Below are 20,926 nucleotides of genomic sequence, written 5' to 3' on the forward strand. Positions count from 1 at the left end.
ATCGGTAAGCGGCTGGCCACCACCAGAGGGGGTATGGAACGTGTTGCGATCATCGGGGCGTCGATGACCCAGTTCGGCCAGCGGGAGGCGTGGATCCGCGAGTTGCTCGCGGAGGCCGGCGAAGCCTGTCTGGACGACGCCGGGATCGAGGGCTCCGCGGTCGACCACCTGTACGTATCGAACATGGCCAGCGGCGAGTTCGAGGGCCAGACCGGCATCGCCAACGCGGTCGCCCACGACCTCAACGCCATCCCGGCCTACACCGCCCGGATCGACCAGACCAGTTCCTCGGGCGGCGCGGGCGTCTACGGCGCGTGGCAGTCGGTCGCCTCCGGAGCCAGCGACCTCACACTCCTGATCGGCGGCGAGAAGATGACCCACCGGTCGACCGCCGAAGCCACCGACGTGATCGCCTCGCTCACCCACCCCGCCGAGTACAAACACGGCGTCACCCTCCCCTCCTTTGCGGGGCTCACCGCCCGGCGCTACCTCCACGTCCACGACGCCCCCCGGGAGAGTCTCGCCAAAGTCGCGGTCAAGAACCACAAAAACGGCGTCGACAACCCCCACGCGCAGTTCCAGAAGGAAGTCGACCTCGAAACCGTCATGGAGTCGCCGATCATCGCCGACCCCCTCAGACTGTACGACTTCTGTCCGATCACCGACGGCTCGGCCGCGCTGCTGTTGTGTCCCGAGTCGGTCGCCGCCGAGTACACTGACGACTACGTGACGATCGCCGGCATCGGCGGGGCGACCGACACCCACGTCGTCCACGAGCGGGCCGACCCGACCGTGATGGGCGGCGTCGTCGACTCCGGGCAGGCAGCCTACGAGATGGCCGGCCTCGGCCCCGAGGACATCGACATGGCCGAACTCCACGACATGTTCACGATCCTTGAGTTCCTCCAGTCGGAGGGATTGGGCTTCTTCGAGCAGGGCGAGGGCTGGAAAGCCGTCGAGGAGGGGATCACCGACCGGGACGGCGAACTGCCAATCAACACCTCCGGCGGCCTCAAGTCGAAGGGCCACCCCCTCGGCGCAAGCGGGGTCGCACAGGTCTACGAGGTGTACAAACAACTGCTCGGCGAGGCCGGCCCGCGACAGGTCGAGGCCGAAACCGGCCTCGCGTGTAACGTGGGTGGGTTCGGCAACTGTGTGATTACGACGATCATGGAGGCAGCCCAATGAGCGACACCGAGACCAGCGACACGGACGAACAGCCGCCGATGGAGGCCGCCCGCTACCCCGACGGCAGTATTCTGTACCCGACTCATCCGGTCGGCCCGGACGGCAACGAGCCGGTGGAGACGGTCGACCTCAGCGAGTACCCCGCGACGCTGATCACGTGGACCACGTCGACGGCGACGCCGCCGGGCGTCCGGGAGCCGAACTCCCTCGCAATCGTGGAGTTCGACGTCGACGGCGAACCGGTGCGGGCGATCGGCCAGCTGACGACCGACGACATCGAGATCGGTGACACCGTCGAACCCGTCTACGCGGAGGAACTCCGGGAGCCCGGCGCGGGCATCCGCGAGCCCGAGAGCCAAGCGTGGGACGGCTACCGGTTCCGCCCCGTCGAGTAGCACTGACCGCACCCACGGCTATATTACTCGGTCGTTCGAACCACCGTGACATGACCACCGGGTTGGAGGAGTTCTTCACGGAGATCGACGCCCCTCCGAAACGACTCCTGTTCGTCAATCGGTCCTCTTCGGAAGCGGTCCACGAGTTGCTCGAATCGGTGGTCGGCGACGGTGCAGTCCCGATCGAGGACCGACGGCTGCCGGAGACCGACGACGAACTGGTCGTCTTGGTCGACGACGGGGCGATGCTCGCGGCGTCGACGGTCGAGGAACTGCTCCAGTCGGTGCTGCTGGTGAACTCGGACGTCTACAAGACGGGCGCTCGGTCGCTGGCGGAGGCGTCGGTGCCGGCGGTTCTCAAGGGGCTCGACGAGGTGCCGTTTCGGGTCCGCGGCTATCCGGCCTCGGACAAGGAGAAACTGCTGTTGATCGCCATCTCGCGGCTGATCGAACGGACGGCAGCCGACGCCGACGGGGGGACCCTCCGGGCGTCGTTCCAGCGGCTCTCCCGGCTCAGGGACGAACAGGGGACCGAGCGGGTCTACCGGTCGGTCGGCGCAGGCGGGACCGACGTCCACGTCTACGGCGTCGACGACTGGCAGCCGCCGTCGGCGTTCCCAGTGACGGTCCACACGGGGGATTCCGAGGCATACCGCCGGTCGTGGTTCGTCGTCTTTACCCCGACCGCCGGTAGCGACGCCGATCCCGTCGCGCTGGTGGCGCTGGAGACCGATGTCAACTGCTGGAAGGGGTTTTGGACCTACCGACCGGGGCTCGTCGACCGGATCGAGCGCTGTATCGAGCGCGAACTCTGAGCGGCATTACGTCCGGTCGGCCGGGTCGTCGGCGTCGACGTCGGAATCGGTGGGATCAGAACCGTCATCGGCGGAGCCGTCGGCGGCTTCGGAGTCCGTATCGGACGCCGCATTGGCGGCATCGACCCGGTCGAGTTCGTCTTTGATCGATTCCAGTTCGGACTCGACGTCGACCTCCGGCACGTCGGGGTCGGTGGTCGAATCGTCGGCCGAGTCGTCGGCGTCAGTGGTCGTTTCGTCGGCGTCGGTGACGTCGATCATCACGCCGCGGTCACGCCCACCGTGGCCGTCCTCGCGTCGACCGTCCTCGCCGCGGTCCCGTCGCTCGCGGTCGCGGTGGTCCCGAACGGTGCCCTCGGCATCCCGGAGCCGGGTTTCGATCTCGCCAGTGAGGTCGCGGGCGTCTTCGATCAGCCGGCGGGATTCGGGGTTTTCGGGGAGATCGGCCTCCGAGAGCGCCGATCGAAGCTCCGAGAGCGCCCCCGCCAACTGGTCGCCGGCCTCGCTGCCGAGCCGGTCGAGCCGCCCGCGGGCTGCCTCGCGTTCCTCGCGGACCGCCCGCTGCGGGTCGGCCAGCCGAAGCGTCCGCCGGAGCAACTCTAGGGACTGGATCGTCGCCTCCAGCAGCGCGATCAGCGTCGGGATCGTGTACTCCTCGGTAAACCGGAGCAGTTCGCCGAGGCTCGGCGGTTTCGGTGGCCCACGTCGACGCTCCCGGTCGAGTTCCGTACGGAGCTCGGCCAGCGTCGACTCCAACTCGTCGAGCCGGTCGTCGAGGGGCTCGCGGTCCCGCGGGCGGTCACGAGAACTCATAGCCCACCGTTGGGACGCGGAGTGAATAAGGGTGTGGCCCCGACCGTCTTAGGCCAACCAAAACCCATATACGTTTAGGGTCGCCTAATCCTCTGTATGGAAACCACGGACCCACGCGAAACGCCGCAGGAGGCCGACGAAACCGACTGTCCTCGTGTGTCAGCGCTCACTGCCTCCCCGGAGCGAACCGTCTTCACCGAAGAGGGCAACAGTGACGGCTGGATCGCCACCGACCTGATCGTTTCCCTCTCTCGGTAGGCCGGTCGACCCGTACCATTATTGTCTTCTACGTACAATACTATGGTGTTGTGAGCGACGACACCCAAACGGTCGACGAGTGGGTCGAACGGATCGAACAGGCACGGGCCGAGAAGGAAGCCTACTTCAGGGATTCCCCGCGGTCGCCGCTGCCGCCGGCCCAGCGCGGCGAGTCGTTCCCGGGACTGGCGTTCTACGAGCCGGATCCGCACTACCGGTTCCTGGTGCCGCTGGCCGAACACGAGACGAAAGCGGAGGTGACCGTCGAGACCACCGCCGACGGCGAGCAGACCTACCTCCGGTGGGGCGAGTTCACCTTCGAACGTGACGGCGAGCCCTTCAGCCTCCAGGCCTACCGGCCCAGTCGGGGGGCCGACCGGCTGTGGGTGCCGTTCCGCGACGCGACCAGCGGTACCGAAACCTACGGCGCGGGCCGGTATCTCGATCTCGAAGACGACAGCCACCGCGTCGACGGCGAGTGGCTGGTGGATTTCAACATGGCGTACAACCCGACGTGTGCGTACAACCACGCCTACGAGTGTCCGCTGATCCCGCCGGAAAACTGGCTGGAGGTCCGGATCGAGGCCGGCGAGAAGGAGTTCCCCGGCGAGCCGGCCGACCCCCACGACCACTGACTCCTGTTAAAAGGCGACGCCAACCCACGCGCCGACGACCGCCACAGCCCCGAGGACCGAACTGATCGCAGCGTGGCTACGGAGGCTATCGCGGCGATGGTGGTCCTCACCGTCGACCGGACAGCTCTCGCTGCCCGCCGAACACTCCGGCAGGAGGTCGACGGCAACGTGGAGGAAGACGCCGGCGGCGACGCCGAACAACAGTCCGCGGACGACCGGCGAGGGGTCGAAACCGGTCATACCGACCGGGAGGGCGATCAGGCCGACGGCCGCCGCCGGCAACAGCAGTGCGACGGTCGACCGGCCGTCGTCGGCGAGTCGGCGGGCGGCGGCGTACCCCGCGGGAGCCTTGTGGGAGACGAGTGCGACCCCGAGGACAGAGGTCAGCGACGGCATCGCCGTGTAGATCGCGCCGATGATCGCCCCGGCGGCCAGCGCGTGGACCGTCAGCGCCGCTGCCGTGTGGTCGACCGGCAGATCGAGGTGGGTCAGTCGGTGGCCGAGCGTGTGGCCGACGTAGCCGGCCAGAAAGCCGACAGCGATGCCGAGGCTGCCGAACCGGCCGTGTTGGCCCAGCGCTTGGGGGACCAGAAACAGCGCGGCGCTGGTCACCATTGCCCCGCTGGCGAGGCCGTACCCCCAGACGGCCTCCAAGGGTCGTTGCCGACGGGCCGACCGCGCTCCGAGCGGCGCGCCGACCGCCATCGCGGCGAAGGCGACCCACGAGATCGCCAGCAACTTCCACGTGACGCCGACTATCGCAGCGAGCGCCGAGAGCACCGCCAGCCCGCCGACCCCGATCGCGCCGACCGCGCGCCCGTCGAGCAGTGATCCGATACCACCGTCCCGTGGCCGTTCGGTAGTCGACTGTGTGTTCACCATTGTACATTAGTAACTATACTATCCCAATTATTAAAAATTCCGCCACGACGTCCCCCCGAGTCTCAATAGCGGTATAGAGCACTCCACATCGCGACAAACCAGTATAATCCAGTACGTATCGATATTATAACAGTTCAAGCCGGAAGAGCGGGATCGGTCGGGTGATGAGAGACAGTGACACTCGGCGACGATCGGTGCTGAAGTACTCGGCTGCCGCCCTGACGACGGCGGTCGCCGGCTGTATGGGTGACAACAGCGGGACGGCCGACAGTTCCGGATCGTCGGGCGGCGAGGACCCGCTGTTGGCCGACGCCGACAGCTTCGAGTTCGCGGATCCGAACTGGGCCGAGAACAACTATCTGGCGACGCCGTTGATCGAGGCGGGCTACGAGCGGGGCCAGCGGGCCGATCTCGAACGGATGGGCGACCGCGAGGTCGACGAGGTCCCCCACGGCGACCCGGTTCGGGAGCAACCGAGCGACGAAAGCGAGTGGCTCGATCCCGATACGCTCGTCTTTACCGAGAGCCCCAGCGAGGACGTCGAGGGGCGCTACGAGGAGGACTTCGAGGCCGTCTTCGACCGGATCCGGGAGGAGACCGGCAAGGACGTCGAGTACAGCCGCGTCGACAGCTACGCGGCCTCCGTCGAGGCGATGCGCTCCGAGCGGGCCCATATCGCCAACTTCTCGACGGGCGCGACCGCCTTCGCGGTCAACCTCGCCGGTGCCGTCCCGTTCGCGGTCGGACTTGCTTCCGACGGCGCGTTCGGCTACCGACTGTTCGCGACGACCCGTGCCGACGCTCACGACATCCAGAGCGTCGAGGACTTCGCCCGCGACGACGTGCGGGTCGGCCACGCCGAGCCCTCCTCGAACTCCGGTCATCAGGCCCCCTCGGCGCTGTTCGACCAGCAGTTCGACGTCACCCCCGAGGAGGACTACGAGGTCGACTTCTCCGGCGGCCACTCCAATACCGCCCGCGGGATCGCGGTGGGCGACTACGATGCCGGACCGATCTGTTCGACCTGTCTGAAAGACACTGTCGAGGGCGACAGCAGCCTCGAATTCAGCGATTTCAAGGTCGTCTGGGCTTCCAACCCGTTCCCCAACGGCCCGATCACCTACCGCTACAACCTCCATCCCGATATCGTCGAGGGGATCGAGGCGGCGTGGCTCGACACCGACTTCTCGGGGACCGACTACGCCGAGCGGACCGACTACACCCAGTTCCTCCCCATCGAGTACCGCCGCCACTGGTACGACATCTCGACGATTCAGGGGTACAACGGCGTCGAGTACGAACAGGGGAACCTCTAACGATGCTCGCCGTCTCGGATCTCTGCAAGACCTACCCGACCGGCGACGAGGCGCTGCAGGGCGTCGACCTCACGGTCGAAGGCAGCGAGACGGTGGCGATGATCGGCCCCAGCGGCGCGGGCAAAAGCACCTTCATCAGGTGTATCAACCGGCTCACCGAGCCCACTGCGGGCGAGGTGTGGCTCGATTCGACGGGGCTCACGGCGCTGGGCGACGACGAGCTGCGAACGGCCAGACGGGACATCGGGATGATCTTCCAGGAGTATAACCTCGTCGAGCGGCTCACCGTCATGGAGAACGTTCTCACCGGCCGCTTGGGCTACGTCTCGGCGTGGCAGGCGTTCCGTCGAAAGTTCCCGGCCGAAGACATCGAGCGCGCCTACGAACTGCTGGACCGTGTGGGCCTCGGTGGGATGGCCGACAAGCGCGTCGACGAGCTTTCGGGCGGCCAGCGCCAGCGGGTCGGCATCGCACGCGCGGTGATCCAGCAGCCGAAGATCCTGCTGGTCGACGAACCGACCTCCAGTCTCGACCCCGAGACCTCCGAGACGGTGATGGAACTGCTGACCGAGATCGCCGCCGAGCGGGAGGTGCCCGTGTTGATCAACATCCACGAGGTCGACCTCGCACTCGAACACGCCGACCGGATCGTCGGCTTGCACGACGGCGAACTCGTCTTCGAGGGAACGCCCGACGACCTCGACGAACGCGGTCTCGACACGGTGTACCGCGGGGCCGAGCCAGCGACGACCGACACGTCAAGATCGACCGACACACCGACGCCGGCGGGCGACGATCAGCCGCGAGTCGGCGACGCCGAGGTCGACGAACCGGTCGTCGCCAACACGCGGGAGCAGTCGGCCAACGGGGGCGTCTAATGGCCACGCGCGACCGAACGTGGGAGCGGCCCAGCGCCTTCGGCCGCCGTGAACTCAAGTGGGCCGTCTACGCCGGTGTCGTCGGCTTCTTCGTCTGGTCGGCGTGGGATCTCGGCGTCTCGCCCGACCGGGTCGCCACCGGCCTCGGCAACGCCGTCACCTTGCTGGGCGACTTCTTCCCACCGGAGGCGACGCCGCGACAGACGACCCGGATCGTCGACAAGATGCTCGAAAGCGTGGCGATGGCGATGGTGTCGACGCTCACCGGAATCGTCGTCAGTGTCCCGATCGCGTTCATGGCCGCCGAGAACATCTCGCCGAAACCGCTCTACGTCGTTAACCGGGGACTGATTTCGATCTCACGGGCGTTCAACGCGATCATCGTCGCCATCATCGCGGTCAAGGCCGTCGGCTTCGGCCCGCTGGCGGGGATCATCACGATCACGTTCAAAACGGTCGGCTTCTTTGCCAAACTCCTCGCGGAGGACATCGAGGATATCGACATGGGGAGCGTCGACGCCGTCCGCGCGGCGGGCGGCTCGCCGGTCCAGACGCTCGTCTACGGGGTCGTCCCGCAGATCATCCCCCGGTTTGCCGGCCTGTCGGTGTACCGCTGGGATATCAACATCCGGACGTCGACCATCATCGGCATCGTCGGCGCGGGCGGCATCGGCTCGGTCCTCTTGACCGCGTTCAACCGCTACGACTACGGCTACGTCTCGGCGATCCTGCTGGCGATCATCGCGGTCGTGCTGGTCGCCGAGGGCGTCAGCGCCGTCGTCCGCCGGAGGTACCAGTAATGTCGAGCGAGACGGTTCGCTGGGAGCGGTTCGACCGCAAACGGCGGTTGGGGCGCTTCGTCGCCGGACTGCTGGTCGTGGTGACGATCATCGCCTCCTGGCGGTTCATGGCCATCGACTTCGTCACCCTCGACACCGTGCCGCGAGAGGTCGCTGACCTCCTGACGCGGATGTACCCGCCCGATGTGGCCTACACGCCGCAGATCGTCGACCCGCTGATCGAGACGATCCACATCGCGGCGCTGGGGACCGCGGGAGCGCTGGTGTTGTCGATCCCGGTGGCGCTGCTGGCCGCCGAAAACACCACACCCAACGCCGGGACCTACTGGCTCGGCAAACTGCTTGTCACCGTCTCCCGATCTGTCAACACCATCATCTGGGCGCTGATCTTCGTCGTGATCTTCGGTTCTGGGCCATTGGCAGGGGCAGTCGCGATCGCCTTCCGGTCGGTCGGCTTCCTCGGCAAACTGCTCGGCGAGGAGATCGAGGAGATCGATTTCGGACAGGTCGAGGCCGTCCGCGCCTCGGGCGCGTCGGTCGTCCAGACGCTACTGTACGGGGTTCTCCCGCAGGTCAAACCCGCGCTGGTGGGACTCGGCGTCTACCGCTGGGAGATCAACATCCGGGACTCCACGGTCCTGGGGTTCGTCGGTGCCGGCGGGATCGGCGTCGAGTTGTTCCGCGCGATCGACGCCTTCGCGTGGCGCTCGGTGGCGATGATGCTGATCGCCATCCTCGCCATCGTTATACTCAGCGAACTCCTCTCGGCACACACCCGGAGACTGGTTCGCTGATATGTCGACCCACACCCCTTCCGACACCGGCCGCCCCGACAGCACCGACGAGCGCGTCGTCCTGTTCGATATGGACGGCGTGATCCTCGAAGGCCACGGCACCGACGCCGTCGTCCACGACCGTGCGCTCGACGACGCTCTTGAGGAGCGTGGGCTCTCGGTCGACGCCGAGACGCGCTCCTTGCTGGCGGGCTACGAGTACGACACCGACTTCGCGCTCGGCTGCAAGCGGTTGGGCGTCGACCCCGTCGCACTATTCTACCTGCGGGAGCAGTACGGCGCGCGCCGCGCCATCGACCGGCTGGCGGCGGGCAGCCGCGAACTGTACCCCGACGTAGATGTCCTCCCGGAGCTCGCCGAACAGTACGAACTCGGCCTGATCAGCAACAACTACGATTCGGTCGTCGAGTTCGTCGTCGACCACCACGGCGTCGATGTCTTCTCCCACGTCCGAGGCCGCGACACCGGCGTACGAGGCTTTTTCCGCCGCAAACCCGACCCGCACTATTTGCTCGATGCCGTCGGCGCACTCGCCGCGACCGACGGCCTCTACGTCGGTGATCGCGCGACCGACGTACTGGCGGCGACCCGCGCCGGACTCGATGGCGTCCTTATTCGCCGGTCGCACAATCGAGACGTGTCGCTGCCGACCGCTGCCGTCGCGGAGATCGAGTCACTGACCGAACTCGTCGACCGCTTCTGAACCCCACCGGCGGTGTCGGTGTCGGGGGCAAACCTACAGTCGAGACCGAACCAGTATAGTCGATGGCCGGATAGGGTCGACGTACCTGCCAGTACCAGCGCGGTTTGTGCAGGATCGTCGCTATGTTTCCCCCGGAAACCTACCTGCAGTTTCATACGGTTGCCATGCTGCCGCCGATCATCGGGCTGACCCTACTGGCGTGGCTCCGGCCGCCCGACCACGAGCGCCGACGCCTCGTCAGCGGGCTGGCGATCATCACGGCGCTGGCGGTGATCTATACCCTCCCGTGGGACCACTACCTCATCGGCCGGGGCGTCTGGGCCTACGGCGAGGACGTCGTCGCCGGGCGGCTCGGCCGGGTGCCGATCGGCGAAGTCCTGTTTTTCGTCCTCCAGCCGATCCTCACCGCGCTGTGGCTCGCTCGGTTCCCGGTCCCGACCGACCGGCCGCTGGCGCTGTCGACCCGCCAGCGCGCGGCGGGCGTCGGTGCGGGCCTTGGTCTCGGCGCGGTGGGAGGACTCCTGTTGACCGCCGAGTCGACGCTCTACCTCGGGGCGATCATCGCGTGGGCCGGGCCGATCCTCGCCATCCAGTGGGGGTTCGGCTGGACACAGCTCTGGCGCTGCCGCCGGACGGTCACGCTGGCGGTCGGCGTCCCGACAGTCTACCTCTGGATTCTCGACCGGACGGCCATCTCGCTGGGGCTGTGGATCATCGCCCCCGAGACGACCGTCGGGATCGCGCCGTTCGGCCTGCCGATCGAGGAGGCGGTCTTCTTCCTCGTGACGAACCTCTTTGTCGTTCAGGGGTTGGTGCTCTACTGGTGGCTGCTCGACAACTGGGGAGCGTGGGCGGAATGAACTGGCCTCTGTCCGGCGGGGTGTCGACGCCGAACCGGACCGAGCGGGATCGGGCCGTCTTCCGGCTGGCCTTTCTCGGACCGTGGCTCGCCCTCGCGGTCACGGCGCTGGCCGTGCTCGTCTTCGGGGCCCCGTCACGACAGCTCCAACTGGTGCCGTTCGCCGTCAGTATCGTCATCTTCGGCCTGCCGCACGGCGCGGTCGACCACCTCACGCTGCCGTGGGCCTACGGCGAGCCGCCGACCCGCCGCTGGCTGGCGATCGTCGGCGGCCTCTACCTCGTCGTCGGGGTCGCCTACACAGCAGTCTGGTTCGTCGCCCCCGTCGCCGCCTTCGGCGTCTTCATCCTCATCACGTGGTTCCACTGGGGGCAAGGCGAGGTCCACCCGCTGGTCGAGTTGGTCGACCCGACGCATCTCCGGACGCGGGCGGCGCGGGCGCTGACGGTCGCCGCCCGTGGCTCGCTGCCGATGGTGGTGCCGCTCGTGGCGTTCCCCGAGGAGTACCGGTGGGTCGCCGCGCGGCTCGTCGGCCTCTTCGGTACGGTCGACCTCGCGGCCCTCGATCCGGTCTTCTCGGTTCGGGGTCGGATGGCCGCCGGCGCGCTCGTCGCCACGCTGCTCGTCGCCACCCTCGCGGTCGGCTACCGAGACGGCGAGGGACGACGCACGTGGGCAGTCGACATCGGTGAACTCCTCTTTCTGACCGCCTACTTCGTCATCGTGCCGCCGATCCTCGCTATCGGGATATTCTTCCCGTGTTGGCACTCGGTCCGCCACATCACGCGGCTGCTGTTGCTCGACGAGTCGGCGGCCGCCCGACTCGACGCCGGCGAACTCGGTGGCGCACTCGCCCGGTTCGGCCGGCTGGCCACGCCGATGACCGTCGGCGCGCTCGCCATCTTCGGCGGGCTGGCGCTGGCGGTCCCCGCGTCGCCGGTCGACGGAGCCGGGCTCTTCGCGCTCTATCTGGTCGGTATCGCGGTCGTGACCGCGCCACACGTCGTCGTGGTGACGGTGCTCGATCTCCGGGAGGGGATCTGGTAGCTGCGGTCCGCCGCAGCCGCTATCGTATATAAGTAGTCGCCGACTACTGAAGTGGTCTATATAACTCGGCCGTATCTCAACTGGGCAGGAGCCGCCGGCTCGTCGGCTACGGCTCCGTTTCGGGATACAATCGCTCGGCGAGCAACTCGATCCCCTCGATCAGTCGCGGGCTCGGCTGGTTCAACAGCGAGTCGTCGACGACGTGGACCGCGGCATCGAGCTCCCACCCCCGGTCGCCGAGCCGACTGGGCGAGACCTGCTCACCGGTGCCACAGATGTGGAGGACAGCGTGGTCGGGGTCGGCCGCGGCGACGGTGTCGCGGTCGACCTCCTGAGAGCGTTCGCCGGGGGCGACGAAGGGGTACTGACCGCCGACCGCTTCGACCGCATCGGGCACCCAGTTGCCGGCGGCCATCGGCGGGTCTGACCACTCCTCGCAGTAGACCACGGGTCGCGCCTCGCCGTCGGCGAGCGCGCGGCCGACGCGTTCGTCGACCGCCGCCAGTCGGGCCTCGGCGTCGGCCCGGAGGTCGACACCGGCCTCGGGACAGCCGGCTGCGTCGGCCAGCGACTCGAAGCCCGCCAGCACGTCGTCGAGGCGGCTCGGCTCGTGGTGGAAGACGTCGTAACCCTGATCGCGGAGTTCGTCGCGGATTTCAGCTTGGAGGCCGTCGCTGGTACAGACGAGATCGGGCGACAACTCCGCGAGCCGGTCGTAATCGGGGTTCAGCCAGCCGCCGACGACCGGACGATCGAGTTCGCAGTGGCCGGTGACGCCGACGACGCGGTTGTCGACGCCGAGTGCGGCGAGGGTGGCGGTCGCACTCGGGGCCAGCGAGACGATACGGTCGGGCATGGGGTCGACTCCGAGCCACAGCCTCGAAAACAACCCGGTACCGATCAGCCAACTGAACACAATCTATCAGGGTCGTTCGGGGGAGAGACGGCGCTATCCCGGACGCTCGACCCGATACCAAACTGCTTAAGTAATATTCTGTCTTCTTGTTGGCAACGACCGCTCCCGTATTTTTATCGGCCATACCGGGGGCTCATAGCACACAATGAGTGAACGAACGTTTACCACGACAACCGACCGCTCGCGATCCCGAGAGCGGCGCGACCGAACCGCCTCCGAACAAACCTCCGAATCCGAATCCGAACACGACGGCCTCCAGTGTCCCGAGTGTAGCGGCAACGTCATCACCGACGACGAACACGGCGAAACCGTCTGTGGCGACTGCGGGCTCGTCATCACCGAGGACTCCGTCGACCGCGGTCCCGAGTGGCGCGCCTTCGACAGCGCCGAAAAGGATCAGAAGTCCCGTGTCGGTGCGCCGACCACCAACACGATGCACGACAAGGGACTGTCGACCAACATCGACTGGCGGAACAAAGACGCCTACGGCCGTTCGCTGGGCGCACGCCAGCGCCAGAAGATGCAGCGGCTCCGCAAGTGGAACGAGCGGTTCCGCACCCGCGACTCCAAGGAGCGCAACCTCAAGCAGGCGCTCGGCGAGATCGACCGGATGGCCAGCGCGCTCGGACTGCCGGACAACGTTCGGGAGACGGCGTCGGTGATCTACCGGCGGGCCCTCGACGAGGACCTGCTGCCCGGCCGCTCGATCGAGGGCGTGTCGACCTCGTGTGTGTACGCCGCCGCCCGGATGGCCGGCGTCCCCCGGAGCCTCGACGAGATCGCCGACGTCTCCCGCGTGGAGAAAAGCGAGATCGCCCGGACCTACCGCTACGTCGTCCGTGAGCTCTCCTTGGAGGTCAAACCCGCCGACCCCGAGCAGTACGTCCCGCGGTTCGCCTCCTCGCTGGAACTCTCCGAAGAATCCGAAATGCGGGCCAAACAGCTGCTGAAAAACGCCAAGGAACAGGGCGTCCACAGCGGCAAGTCGCCGGTCGGCCTCGCCGCGGCCGCGGTCTACGCCGCCGCGCTACTGACGAACGAAAAGACCACGCAGGCGGCAGTCTCCGAAGTCGCCGACATCTCCGAGGTCACGATCCGCAACCGGTACCACGAGCTGCTCGAAGCCGAAGAAGAGATGCTCGTCTAAACCCGGTCGACATCGGCTCCGACTTCCGTTGCAGTCTCTTCGTCCGGCTCGTTTTCAGTCACATCCCGAGACCGACTGCCCGTTTCGATCTCGAAGCGTGCGCCGCCGGTCTCGCCGTTCGTCACACTGATCGACCAGCCGTGGGCGTCGACGATCTCGGTGACGATGCTCAGGCCGAAGCCGGTGCCCTGTCGTGAGGTGGTGTACCCCGATTCGAAGATCTCGTCGTGTTTTGCTTCGGGGATTCCGGGGCCGTCGTCTTCGACGTAGAACCCGCCGTCGTCAAGCGGTCCAACCGAGATCGTGACGTCCTCGCCGCCGTGTTCGACCGCATTGCGAACGAGGTTCTCGAAGAGCTGTTGGAGCCGCTCACGGTCGGCATCGAGTTCCGTATCGCCGTCGACGACGAGTTCGGCGTCGGCGACGTCGACCATCTCCCAACAGGAGCGGACGACCGCCGCCAGTGAGACACGCTCGGTGTCGTCGATCGGTTTGCCCTGCCGGGCCAGCGCCAGCAGGTCTTCGATGAGCTCTTCCATCCGGTCGAGCGCCGTCTTGACCGTCTCGAGGGGCTCGTCGTCGCCGGTCTCACGGGCGAGGTCGATGTTGCCCTGAGCGATGTTGAGCGGGTTCCGCAGGTCGTGGGAGACCATCCCCGTGAACTGTTCGAGGCGGGCGTTTTGGGTTTCGAGTTCCCGCCGGTACCGCTCCTGTTCGGTGACGTCTTTCAGCAGGATGAGCCGGCCGAGTTGTGCCTTCCCGGTCGAAAACTGGTTGGTCGAGACACTGTAGTAGCGGGTCTCGCCGTCGAGCGTGCACTCCAGTGGCTCGTCGCTCGTGAGGCTGACCGCGACTCGCGGGACGACGCTCGGTAGCTCCGCGTCGATGGCCTCCTCGAGTTGGGGAAACAGCGCGACTGCGGCCCGGTTGTAGTCCCGGATCTCGTCTTCGTCGTCGACGACGATCACCGGGTCGTCGTACTGGCCGGCCAACTGGATCGTCTCGAACTGCTCGATGTAGCTGAACAGCACCCCCACGGCGAACACCGCCACCCCGATCGCCGAGTAGGAAACGTCGAGAAGGAGCGGGGTGACGAAGCCCACGATGTCGAACACAACCGGCAGCGCGGTCAGCCCGACGAGGATCGCGAAGGGGCGGGTGTCGTAGTCGACCTGCGCGAACAGTTCGAACAGCATGAAGATGCCGATGACCGCAAGCGCGTAGGCCAGTCCCATCGCAGTCCAGTGGAGGGCCCCATGCTCGATCAGCAGGTGGGGAAACGGCGTTTCGACGACCTGTGCGGAGAAGTACAGTCCGTGGAACGGGTTGGTGACCTTCACCGCGACGATCGCGAGATAGACACCGACCGCGAGCCGCTGGTAGGTCGGGTTACGGTGGAGCGTCCGACCGGTGTAGGCCGAACAGAAGTAGAGCCACGGCCCGACGGTACTGAGGCCGACGACCAACCCCGCAGTATAAAATCCGTACTGGAGACGCGGGGTCGGCGCGGCCAGATAGCCGACGTGAAATGCCGCCCACAGCCCGCTGGTGACCAGCAGGGCGACGAGCCCGTTGCGTGTGTCGTCGTTCGAAATCCGGAGGGCCCGACCGATGCTCCCGAAACAGGCGACTGCGGCGGCTCCGAACACGAACAGATAGATCTCGAACAGACGGCCGTGTGCGAGCAAGATTGCCTGAAAGAGCGAGAGCGTGTCAATCATAGTGTATAGATGGTGTAGTAATTCGGTACGGACGGTAGCCACCTCGAAGGGATAAACGTACCTTTCGATCTGATAGATTCCCAACCGAAGGAACGCTACGGCCAGCCGATCACGCCGACCGCGACGAGTCCCGACAGCGCCAACAGGACGCCGCTCCAGAGCGTGACGCCCCGCCGGAACCGTGTGGGACCGGCCGTCGACAGGCCGACCTTCACGAGGACGCTAGCGGCAGTCGCCAGCAGGATCGTCACCGCCGTCTCGGGAGCGGCGATCGTTCCGGACCGAAACAACAACACTGCGGAGGTGGTCACGCCCGCCGAGGAGACCAACCCGGAGACGAGCGCGCTCACGTAGAGCCCGGCGGTGCCGAACGTCGCCTGTGCGACCGTGCTCCCGGCGAGAATAAAGAGAAACACCGAGCCGAAGGCCAACGCGTTGCGGAGCGAAAACGGGCTGGCAAACGTCATGTCGACCTGTTGGTCCCAGTCGGCGATCAGCCAGGCGACGACGAAGCTCCCGACCACGAGGACGCCCAGCGGGGCGACCACACCGTAGAGGATCGGCCCCGCCGAGATGGTGAACGCGACGGCGATCCCGAGGTTCCGGAGGGCCATCGCGGCGTTGGCCAACAGTACCGCCGCGACGCCGTACTGGACGGCTTCGTGTTCCTGCTGGACGTAGTCGAGCATCGCGCCGACGACCGCCGCCGAGGAGGCCAGCCCACCGAAAAAGCCGGTGACGGCGATGCCTCGCCCGCCGTAGCTCCGGACCAACGCGTAGTTGACGATACCGATCCCCGCCACCGTGACGACCATCAGCCACGCGATCCGTGGCTCGAAGGGGACCGGCCCGACCTCCATGACACCCGCCGGGAGCAGCGGATAGATGACGAACGCGAGGATGGCGAACTCGATGGCCGACTGGAGTTCCTCCCGCGAAAGCCCACCCGCAATCCCGTGGAGTTCGCGTTTGAGCACGAGCAGCGTCGACGACAACACGGCCACCGTGACGCCTTCGAGGACGAACCCCGAGGCGACCAACACGCCGACGCCGTAGCTGACGAACAGCGACACCGCAGTCGTCAACGAGAGCGAATCGGGCGAACGATCCGGGAGCAGGCCCAGCACCCCGATCAAAAGCGCCTGTGAGATCACGAACAACCCCCCGACAGCGAGCAACAGTGTGCCGTAGGCGGTCTCGGTTGCGATGATCGTAAACACGGCACCGAGCAGGCTGGTCAACGAGAAGGTCCGAATCCCGGCGGGTTTGTCGGACCACTCGCGTTCGAGACCGAGAAACAACCCGAGTGCTGCGGCCATCGCCAGCCGGATCACCGGCTCGCCGAAGGAGACCCCGAAAAACGTCCCCGTCCGAAGGAGCGCCGCGACCATCCACACTTGTTGGGTCGCCAGCGGTTTGAACACACCGCCGACCCAGTGGTCGACACCACCAGCCGATCCCACCACCGACAGGGAGTCGACGTTCTTTTTTTGTGTCCCGTTAGTCGCTAGTTATGTCGCTTCAGTCGACGCTCCGCGAGCATCCGGTCTGGGTGCTCGTTGGGATCGGCCTCCTCGGTGCCGTGGCCTACGTCGTGCAGGCGTTCGTCGGGACGCTCGTTTTCGGGCTGTTCCTCTACTATGCGACCCGGCCGGTGTACGACCGGATCGAGGGCCGGGTCGGCGAGCCGTCCATCGCGGCCGGGATCTCGATTTTCGCCCTCGCGCTGCCCGCCCTCGCGCTGGTGGGCTACGCGCTGTTGATCGTCGTGCGGCAGTTCAACGACCTCACGGAGACGACCGCACTCAACCCCGAAGATTTCGGGCTCGATCCCACGGTCTTCGACCGCCTCGCCGATCCGACAGCGCTCGCCTCGGCCGACCTCTCGCAGTTTCTGACCACGGAACTGGTGAGTTCGGTGGTCGACTCGTTGGCCTCCGCCGTCGAGACGGCAACCGTGCTGGCGGTGGCGGCGATCAACCTGTTTGCGATGGTCGCCCTCGCGTTCTATCTGCTGCGTGACGACCACCGGATTGCCGGCTGGCTGCTGAATGCTTTCGGCGAGAAGGGGACCCTGTTCCGACAGTATCTCGTCGCCGTCGACCGGGATCTCAAAGACATCTTCTTCGGGAACATCCTCAACGCGGTGTTCACCGGCACCATCGGGGTGATCATCTACTCGCTACTCAATGTCGTCGCGCCGAACGATGTAGCGATCCCCGCGGCGGCACTGGTCGGTCTACTGGCCGGGGTTGCGAGCCTCATCCCGGTCGTCGGCATGAAACTTGTCTACGTGCCGGTCGGCGGCTATATGGCGATCCAGAGCCTCACGACCGCCGCCACCGAGAGCCTCTGGTTCGTCGCCGCCTTCTTCATCGTCTCGTTGGTCGTCGTCGACTCGATTCCGGATCTCGTGTTGCGGCCCTACGTCTCCGGACAGAACGTCCACGTCGGCGCGCTCATGTTGGCCTACACGCTGGGGCCGCTGCTGTTCGGCTGGTACGGCCTGTTCCTCATGCCGGTCCTGTTGGTGTTGGTGGTCCAGTTCGCCCGGATCGTCCTGCCGGCGCTGTTGACCGAGCGGTCGACGCCACCGATGCCGCTGGTCGGGATGCGACGGCCACGTGCAACCGACGGCTCACCACCGGCCGGCGAACCGACCGCGGAGGGCAACGACGGCGAGTAGCGGGGCTGGAGGGCTCGGATCGGAGGGGGTCTCAGGCAGTCAGATACTGCGATTCCCAGTCCGAACGGGCGTCGATCTCCCGCCGACCCCGGCGAGTCATCGTATAGAAGTTGGTCCGGCGGTCCTGTTGGCCCTTCTCGACGAGCCCCTTGTCGACCAGCGTATCGAGGTTCGGATACAGCCGGCCGTGGTGGATCTCCTTTTCGTAGTACTCCTCGAGTTCCTCCTTGATCGCCAGCCCGTGGGGGTCGTCGAGGCCGGCGATCACGTAGAGCAGATCGCGCTGGAATCCTGTCAGGTCGTACATCGGTAATGTCCACGTACAGATTATTCTCTAAAATAAATAAATTTACCGACCGGATGTCGGCAGTCGGCGGATCTACCGGTCGTGTGTCCCGATTTTCGGCGAGAGTCCGGTTGCGTGTGCAGTGCCGAAATGCACAAAAACAGACACGTAATGGGCTCATTATTTATGAGGGTGCCGAGCGTTGGGACAGGTATGCCTGAAGAGGTCTTGTTCAAATCGGAGTCGACACAGTCCCGCGCGGAGATCGCCGACTACCTGCGAGCAGTCGCCGACAAACTGTCGGCCCACGAAGCCGTGACGCTATCGGCCGGGAGCGACAGCGTGACCCTAGAGGTCCCCGAACGGCCCACCTTCGAGGTGAAGGCCGAACGCGAAACCGACAGCAGCGGCGGCAACGCCGAACGGTCGTTGGAACTCGAGATCGAGTGGCGCGAAGGCGGGTCGACCGACGGGGCCGACGGTTCGCTCAGCGTCGAGTAGCCGACGGCTACTGAAAGTCGACGTCGAGTAGGCGATGATTACTCAAAAGGGGAACGTAAGCAGCACAGAAGGTGTGCGCATCCGTTCCGTTGTGGTCCCCGCTGACGCTTCGGCCCTCCAAAGCGAAGCGTCATTGTCAACTGGTCACCGGACATGTATAAATGTGTCCATATAGTTATCATATATGATTCTGAGAAAACACGCATACGTAACACGTCCGAGGGAGGCCACTAACTGTTTTTATCATTGCGAAAAAACGAGCGGTATGGAGATACGGGGTACCAGAGAGTGTCAGGCCTGTGGCCGACAGTGGTCCTACTACGAGACGGGGGCCATCCGGTGTCCGGACTGCGGAGCCATTCGGAGTGTCGGCGTCGACGAGCGCCGGCAGCTCCACACCGACGGGGCAGCCGAGTTGGAGATAGAGCCGATCCGTCAGCGACTGGCGAGCGAGCCGCTGGCTCACGTGGTCGATGACCTCAAAGACCGACTCCGAAGCTACACGAACACGCGCGGATTCATCAATGGCGGCGAGCTTCGGCCGCTAGACGACCGGTATCTCGCCGTCAGAGAACTGCTACAGGCGGCTGATATAGCCGCCCGGGGTCGCGGGCCGACCGAAGCCGAGGAACTGTACGTGCTCGAACTACTCGACGGGGCCGCTGCCGGCGAGTGGCCGCCGGAATCGGAGCTACCGGGATCGCTCGCAGCCGCCAGAGGGCTCGGGGTTGCCGAGGCAATCGAGGCCTACCGCCGGGATCTGCGGACGTGGCTCGACGACCATCCGGATCCCGAGGCGACGAACACCCTCGGCTCGCTCCGGGAGCAACTCAAGCGCGCCGAGGCCTTACAGGGGGATATCCCGGTCGACACGGCCGACACGCTGGTCGATGCCGCCCGCGAGATCGGTGACTATCTCCGAACCGGCGAAGCCGACGCGCTGGCGTCCGCTCGGGACCGCCTCAGACGGCTGTAGTGAGCAGGTCGACGGAAACCCCGAAAACACCAACACGGTCGGCTGTTATCGTGACGGTATGCCCGAGCCGTTCGACGTCCACGACCACCGCCACGAGATGAAACAGCTGAAAGACACGGGCGACACCGGGCTCTACGACAACCGGAAAGACGTGGCCTGTCCGGTCTGTTCGGAGGTGTTCGACCGGCTGTTCGTCACGAAGAAGCGCGGGACGACGTTTCCCGAAAACGACGGGGCGCGGTTCTGTCTGTTGAATCAGGAGGACGGCGTCTACATGTTCCGGCACTGACCGTGAGTCGAATACACAAGTAGTCGGTGAATAACGAGGCGTCGACCGATAGCGGAAGCAAACCGACGACGCGTCTACGGAAGCTCGACGTCGACGCCCGCCTGCTCGCTGGCAGCTTTAACCGTGTTGTACAGCAGCATTGCACGGGTCATCGGGCCGACGCCACCAGGGACCGGCGTGATCGCACCCGCGACTGCTTCGGCGCTCTCGTAGTCGACGTCGCCCACGAGCGCGTAGCCCTTGTCGTTGTCCGCATCCACACGGTTGACACCCACGTCGATGACCGTCGCGCCCTCTTGGATCATCGAGCCGTCGATGAACTCCGGGACGCCCGCGGCGGCGACGACGATGTCGGCGTCGCCCGTCTTGGCCGCAAGGTCGTCAGTCCGGGAGTGACAGACCGTCGTCGTGGCGTTGCCCTGTGGGGCCTTCTGGATGAAGAGGTTCGCCAGCGGTTTGCCGACGATATCCGAGCGGCCAACAACGACTGCATCAGCGCCTTCAGTTTCGATCTCGTAGTATTCGAGCAGTTTCTGGACACCGTGAGGCGTGCAGGGTTTGAATCGGGCGTCGCCGGCGACCAGTCGACCGACGTTCTCGGGGTGGAAGCCGTCGACGTCCTTGGCGGGGTCGATCGCGCGGATGACCTCGCGTTTGTCGACGTGGTCCGGCACCGGCAGCTGGACCAAAATCCCGTTGACCTCGGGGTCGTTGTTGAGGTCGTCGATAGTATCAAAGAGTTCCTTGGCGGGGGCCTCGGGGTCGATCTCGACGTGGATGCCGTTGATGCCGACCTCCTCGCAGTCCCGCTGTTTCATCGAGACGTAGGTCTCGCTGGCGGCGTCGTCGCTCATCAACACCGTGGCCAGCCCGGGGGTGACCCCCTCGGCTTCGAGGTTCTCGACACAGCCGGTGATCTCCTCGCGGATATCGCTTGCGACGGCCTTGCCGTCGATAATCTCGGTCATTAGGCGATAGACGGCGGGCAATCGGCAAAAGGATTCGGAAGCGGGGCGGTAGC

General features: G+C 65.9%; 24 protein-coding genes. 17 read left to right on the plus strand and 7 right to left on the minus strand.

Going from position 1 to position 20,926, the window contains the following annotated elements:
- The first annotated feature begins 33 nt into the window (after positions 1-33).
- The 3 genes from NKJ34_RS11430 to NKJ34_RS11440 are packed head-to-tail and all read left to right on the plus strand — an operon-like array spanning position 34 to position 2,398.
- On the plus strand, positions 34-1,188 hold the full coding sequence (locus tag NKJ34_RS11430; protein ID WP_253738431.1) for a thiolase family protein: 1,155 nt from the start codon (positions 34-36) through the stop codon (positions 1,186-1,188).
- On the plus strand, positions 1,185-1,583 hold the full coding sequence (locus NKJ34_RS11435) for a PhlB family protein (RefSeq protein WP_253738432.1): 399 nt from the start codon (positions 1,185-1,187) through the stop codon (positions 1,581-1,583). The genes NKJ34_RS11430 and NKJ34_RS11435 overlap by 4 nt, the downstream gene beginning before the upstream one ends.
- Before the next feature lie 50 nt (positions 1,584-1,633).
- Positions 1,634-2,398 (plus strand): DICT sensory domain-containing protein, encoded by a 765-nt coding sequence (locus NKJ34_RS11440; protein ID WP_253738433.1) that lies wholly within the window; start codon positions 1,634-1,636, stop codon positions 2,396-2,398.
- A gap of 6 nt (positions 2,399-2,404) precedes the next feature.
- On the opposite strand, the gene NKJ34_RS11445 is transcribed toward NKJ34_RS11440, so the two are convergent.
- Positions 2,405-3,211 (minus strand): DUF7547 family protein, encoded by an 807-nt coding sequence (locus NKJ34_RS11445; protein WP_253738434.1) that lies wholly within the window; start codon positions 3,209-3,211, stop codon positions 2,405-2,407.
- Between the two features lie 96 nt (positions 3,212-3,307).
- Between NKJ34_RS11445 and NKJ34_RS11450 the strand changes: the two genes are divergently transcribed.
- Both NKJ34_RS11450 and NKJ34_RS11455 read left to right on the plus strand, forming a co-directional pair.
- Entirely contained in the window at positions 3,308-3,469 is a 162-nt protein-coding gene (locus tag NKJ34_RS11450; protein ID WP_253738435.1) for a hypothetical protein, read from the plus strand.
- Positions 3,470-3,561: 92 nt separating this feature from the next.
- A complete protein-coding gene (locus tag NKJ34_RS11455) occupies positions 3,562-4,104 on the plus strand; it encodes a DUF1684 domain-containing protein (RefSeq protein WP_253738584.1) in 543 nt (180 codons plus the stop codon).
- A 6-nt stretch (positions 4,105-4,110) separates the two neighbouring features.
- On the opposite strand, the gene NKJ34_RS11460 is transcribed toward NKJ34_RS11455, so the two are convergent.
- Positions 4,111-4,986, minus strand: a complete 876-nt coding sequence (locus NKJ34_RS11460; protein ID WP_253738436.1) for a ZIP family metal transporter — start codon at positions 4,984-4,986, stop codon at positions 4,111-4,113.
- Between the two features lie 299 nt (positions 4,987-5,285).
- Here NKJ34_RS11460 and phnD point away from each other — a divergent pair, with 299 nt between their 5' ends.
- From phnD to NKJ34_RS11495, 7 genes are all read left to right on the plus strand, one after another.
- A complete protein-coding gene (phnD, locus tag NKJ34_RS11465) occupies positions 5,286-6,302 on the plus strand; it encodes a phosphate/phosphite/phosphonate ABC transporter substrate-binding protein (RefSeq protein WP_253738585.1) in 1,017 nt (338 codons plus the stop codon).
- Positions 6,303-6,304: 2 nt separating this feature from the next.
- Positions 6,305-7,180, plus strand: coding sequence for a phosphonate ABC transporter ATP-binding protein (gene phnC / locus NKJ34_RS11470; protein WP_253738437.1), 876 nt, complete (start codon positions 6,305-6,307; stop codon positions 7,178-7,180).
- A complete protein-coding gene (gene phnE, locus NKJ34_RS11475; protein WP_253738438.1) occupies positions 7,180-7,980 on the plus strand; it encodes a phosphonate ABC transporter, permease protein PhnE in 801 nt (266 codons plus the stop codon). Before phnC ends, phnE (NKJ34_RS11475) begins: the two co-directional genes overlap by 1 nt.
- Entirely contained in the window at positions 7,980-8,774 is a 795-nt protein-coding gene (gene phnE / locus NKJ34_RS11480; RefSeq protein WP_253738439.1) for a phosphonate ABC transporter, permease protein PhnE, read from the plus strand. The genes phnE (NKJ34_RS11475) and phnE (NKJ34_RS11480) overlap by 1 nt, the downstream gene beginning before the upstream one ends.
- 1 nt (position 8,775) lies before the next feature.
- Positions 8,776-9,477: an HAD family hydrolase gene (locus tag NKJ34_RS11485; RefSeq protein WP_253738440.1), complete on the plus strand. Its 702-nt coding sequence runs from the start codon at positions 8,776-8,778 to the stop codon at positions 9,475-9,477.
- 122 nt (positions 9,478-9,599) lie between these two features.
- Positions 9,600-10,337, plus strand: a complete 738-nt coding sequence (locus NKJ34_RS11490; RefSeq protein WP_253738441.1) for a lycopene cyclase domain-containing protein — start codon at positions 9,600-9,602, stop codon at positions 10,335-10,337.
- Positions 10,334-11,383, plus strand: a complete 1,050-nt coding sequence (locus NKJ34_RS11495) for a Brp/Blh family beta-carotene 15,15'-dioxygenase (RefSeq protein WP_253738442.1) — start codon at positions 10,334-10,336, stop codon at positions 11,381-11,383. The genes NKJ34_RS11490 and NKJ34_RS11495 overlap by 4 nt, the downstream gene beginning before the upstream one ends.
- 106 nt (positions 11,384-11,489) lie before the next feature.
- Here NKJ34_RS11495 and NKJ34_RS11500 read toward each other — a convergent pair whose 3' ends face one another.
- Entirely contained in the window at positions 11,490-12,239 is a 750-nt protein-coding gene (locus NKJ34_RS11500) for a helical backbone metal receptor (RefSeq protein WP_253738443.1), read from the minus strand.
- Between the two features lie 205 nt (positions 12,240-12,444).
- Here NKJ34_RS11500 and NKJ34_RS11505 point away from each other — a divergent pair, with 205 nt between their 5' ends.
- Positions 12,445-13,446, plus strand: a complete 1,002-nt coding sequence (locus NKJ34_RS11505) for a transcription initiation factor IIB (RefSeq protein ID WP_253738444.1) — start codon at positions 12,445-12,447, stop codon at positions 13,444-13,446.
- On the opposite strand, the gene NKJ34_RS11510 is transcribed toward NKJ34_RS11505, so the two are convergent.
- Together NKJ34_RS11510 and NKJ34_RS11515 are read right to left on the minus strand one after the other, a co-directional pair.
- The gene (locus NKJ34_RS11510; protein ID WP_253738445.1) at positions 13,443-15,167 is read right to left on the minus strand and encodes a sensor histidine kinase; all 1,725 of its coding nucleotides are present in this window, start codon (positions 15,165-15,167) and stop codon (positions 13,443-13,445) included. The two genes, NKJ34_RS11505 and NKJ34_RS11510, sit on opposite strands and share 4 nt — an antisense overlap.
- Before the next feature lie 95 nt (positions 15,168-15,262).
- Positions 15,263-16,558 carry an MgtC/SapB family protein gene (locus NKJ34_RS11515; RefSeq protein ID WP_256488734.1) on the minus strand — a complete coding sequence of 432 codons (1,296 nt, stop codon included), beginning with the start codon at positions 16,556-16,558 and terminating at the stop codon, positions 15,263-15,265.
- A 122-nt stretch (positions 16,559-16,680) separates the two neighbouring features.
- Here NKJ34_RS11515 and NKJ34_RS11520 point away from each other — a divergent pair, with 122 nt between their 5' ends.
- Positions 16,681-17,853: an AI-2E family transporter gene (locus NKJ34_RS11520; protein WP_253738447.1), complete on the plus strand. Its 1,173-nt coding sequence runs from the start codon at positions 16,681-16,683 to the stop codon at positions 17,851-17,853.
- A gap of 31 nt (positions 17,854-17,884) precedes the next feature.
- Here the strand turns inward: NKJ34_RS11520 and NKJ34_RS11525 are convergent, their stop codons facing one another.
- Positions 17,885-18,160 (minus strand): PadR family transcriptional regulator, encoded by a 276-nt coding sequence (locus NKJ34_RS11525; protein ID WP_253738448.1) that lies wholly within the window; start codon positions 18,158-18,160, stop codon positions 17,885-17,887.
- A 192-nt stretch (positions 18,161-18,352) separates the two neighbouring features.
- On the opposite strand from NKJ34_RS11525, the gene NKJ34_RS11530 reads away from it, so the two are divergent.
- From NKJ34_RS11530 to NKJ34_RS11540, 3 genes are all read left to right on the plus strand, one after another.
- The gene (locus NKJ34_RS11530; protein ID WP_253738449.1) at positions 18,353-18,640 is read left to right on the plus strand and encodes an amphi-Trp domain-containing protein; all 288 of its coding nucleotides are present in this window, start codon (positions 18,353-18,355) and stop codon (positions 18,638-18,640) included.
- A gap of 265 nt (positions 18,641-18,905) precedes the next feature.
- A complete protein-coding gene (locus NKJ34_RS11535) occupies positions 18,906-19,616 on the plus strand; it encodes a TFIIB-type zinc ribbon-containing protein (RefSeq protein WP_253738450.1) in 711 nt (236 codons plus the stop codon).
- 58 nt (positions 19,617-19,674) lie between these two features.
- Positions 19,675-19,905 (plus strand): DUF7385 family protein, encoded by a 231-nt coding sequence (locus tag NKJ34_RS11540; RefSeq protein ID WP_253738451.1) that lies wholly within the window; start codon positions 19,675-19,677, stop codon positions 19,903-19,905.
- Positions 19,906-19,979: 74 nt separating this feature from the next.
- Here NKJ34_RS11540 and NKJ34_RS11545 read toward each other — a convergent pair whose 3' ends face one another.
- Entirely contained in the window at positions 19,980-20,873 is an 894-nt protein-coding gene (locus NKJ34_RS11545; RefSeq protein ID WP_253738452.1) for a bifunctional methylenetetrahydrofolate dehydrogenase/methenyltetrahydrofolate cyclohydrolase, read from the minus strand.
- Between the last annotated feature and the right edge of the window lie 53 nt (positions 20,874-20,926).

Origin of the sequence: Halohasta salina (assembly GCF_024178165.1) — an archaeon.
GTDB classification, from domain to species: Archaea; Halobacteriota; Halobacteria; order Halobacteriales; family Haloferacaceae; genus Halohasta; species Halohasta salina.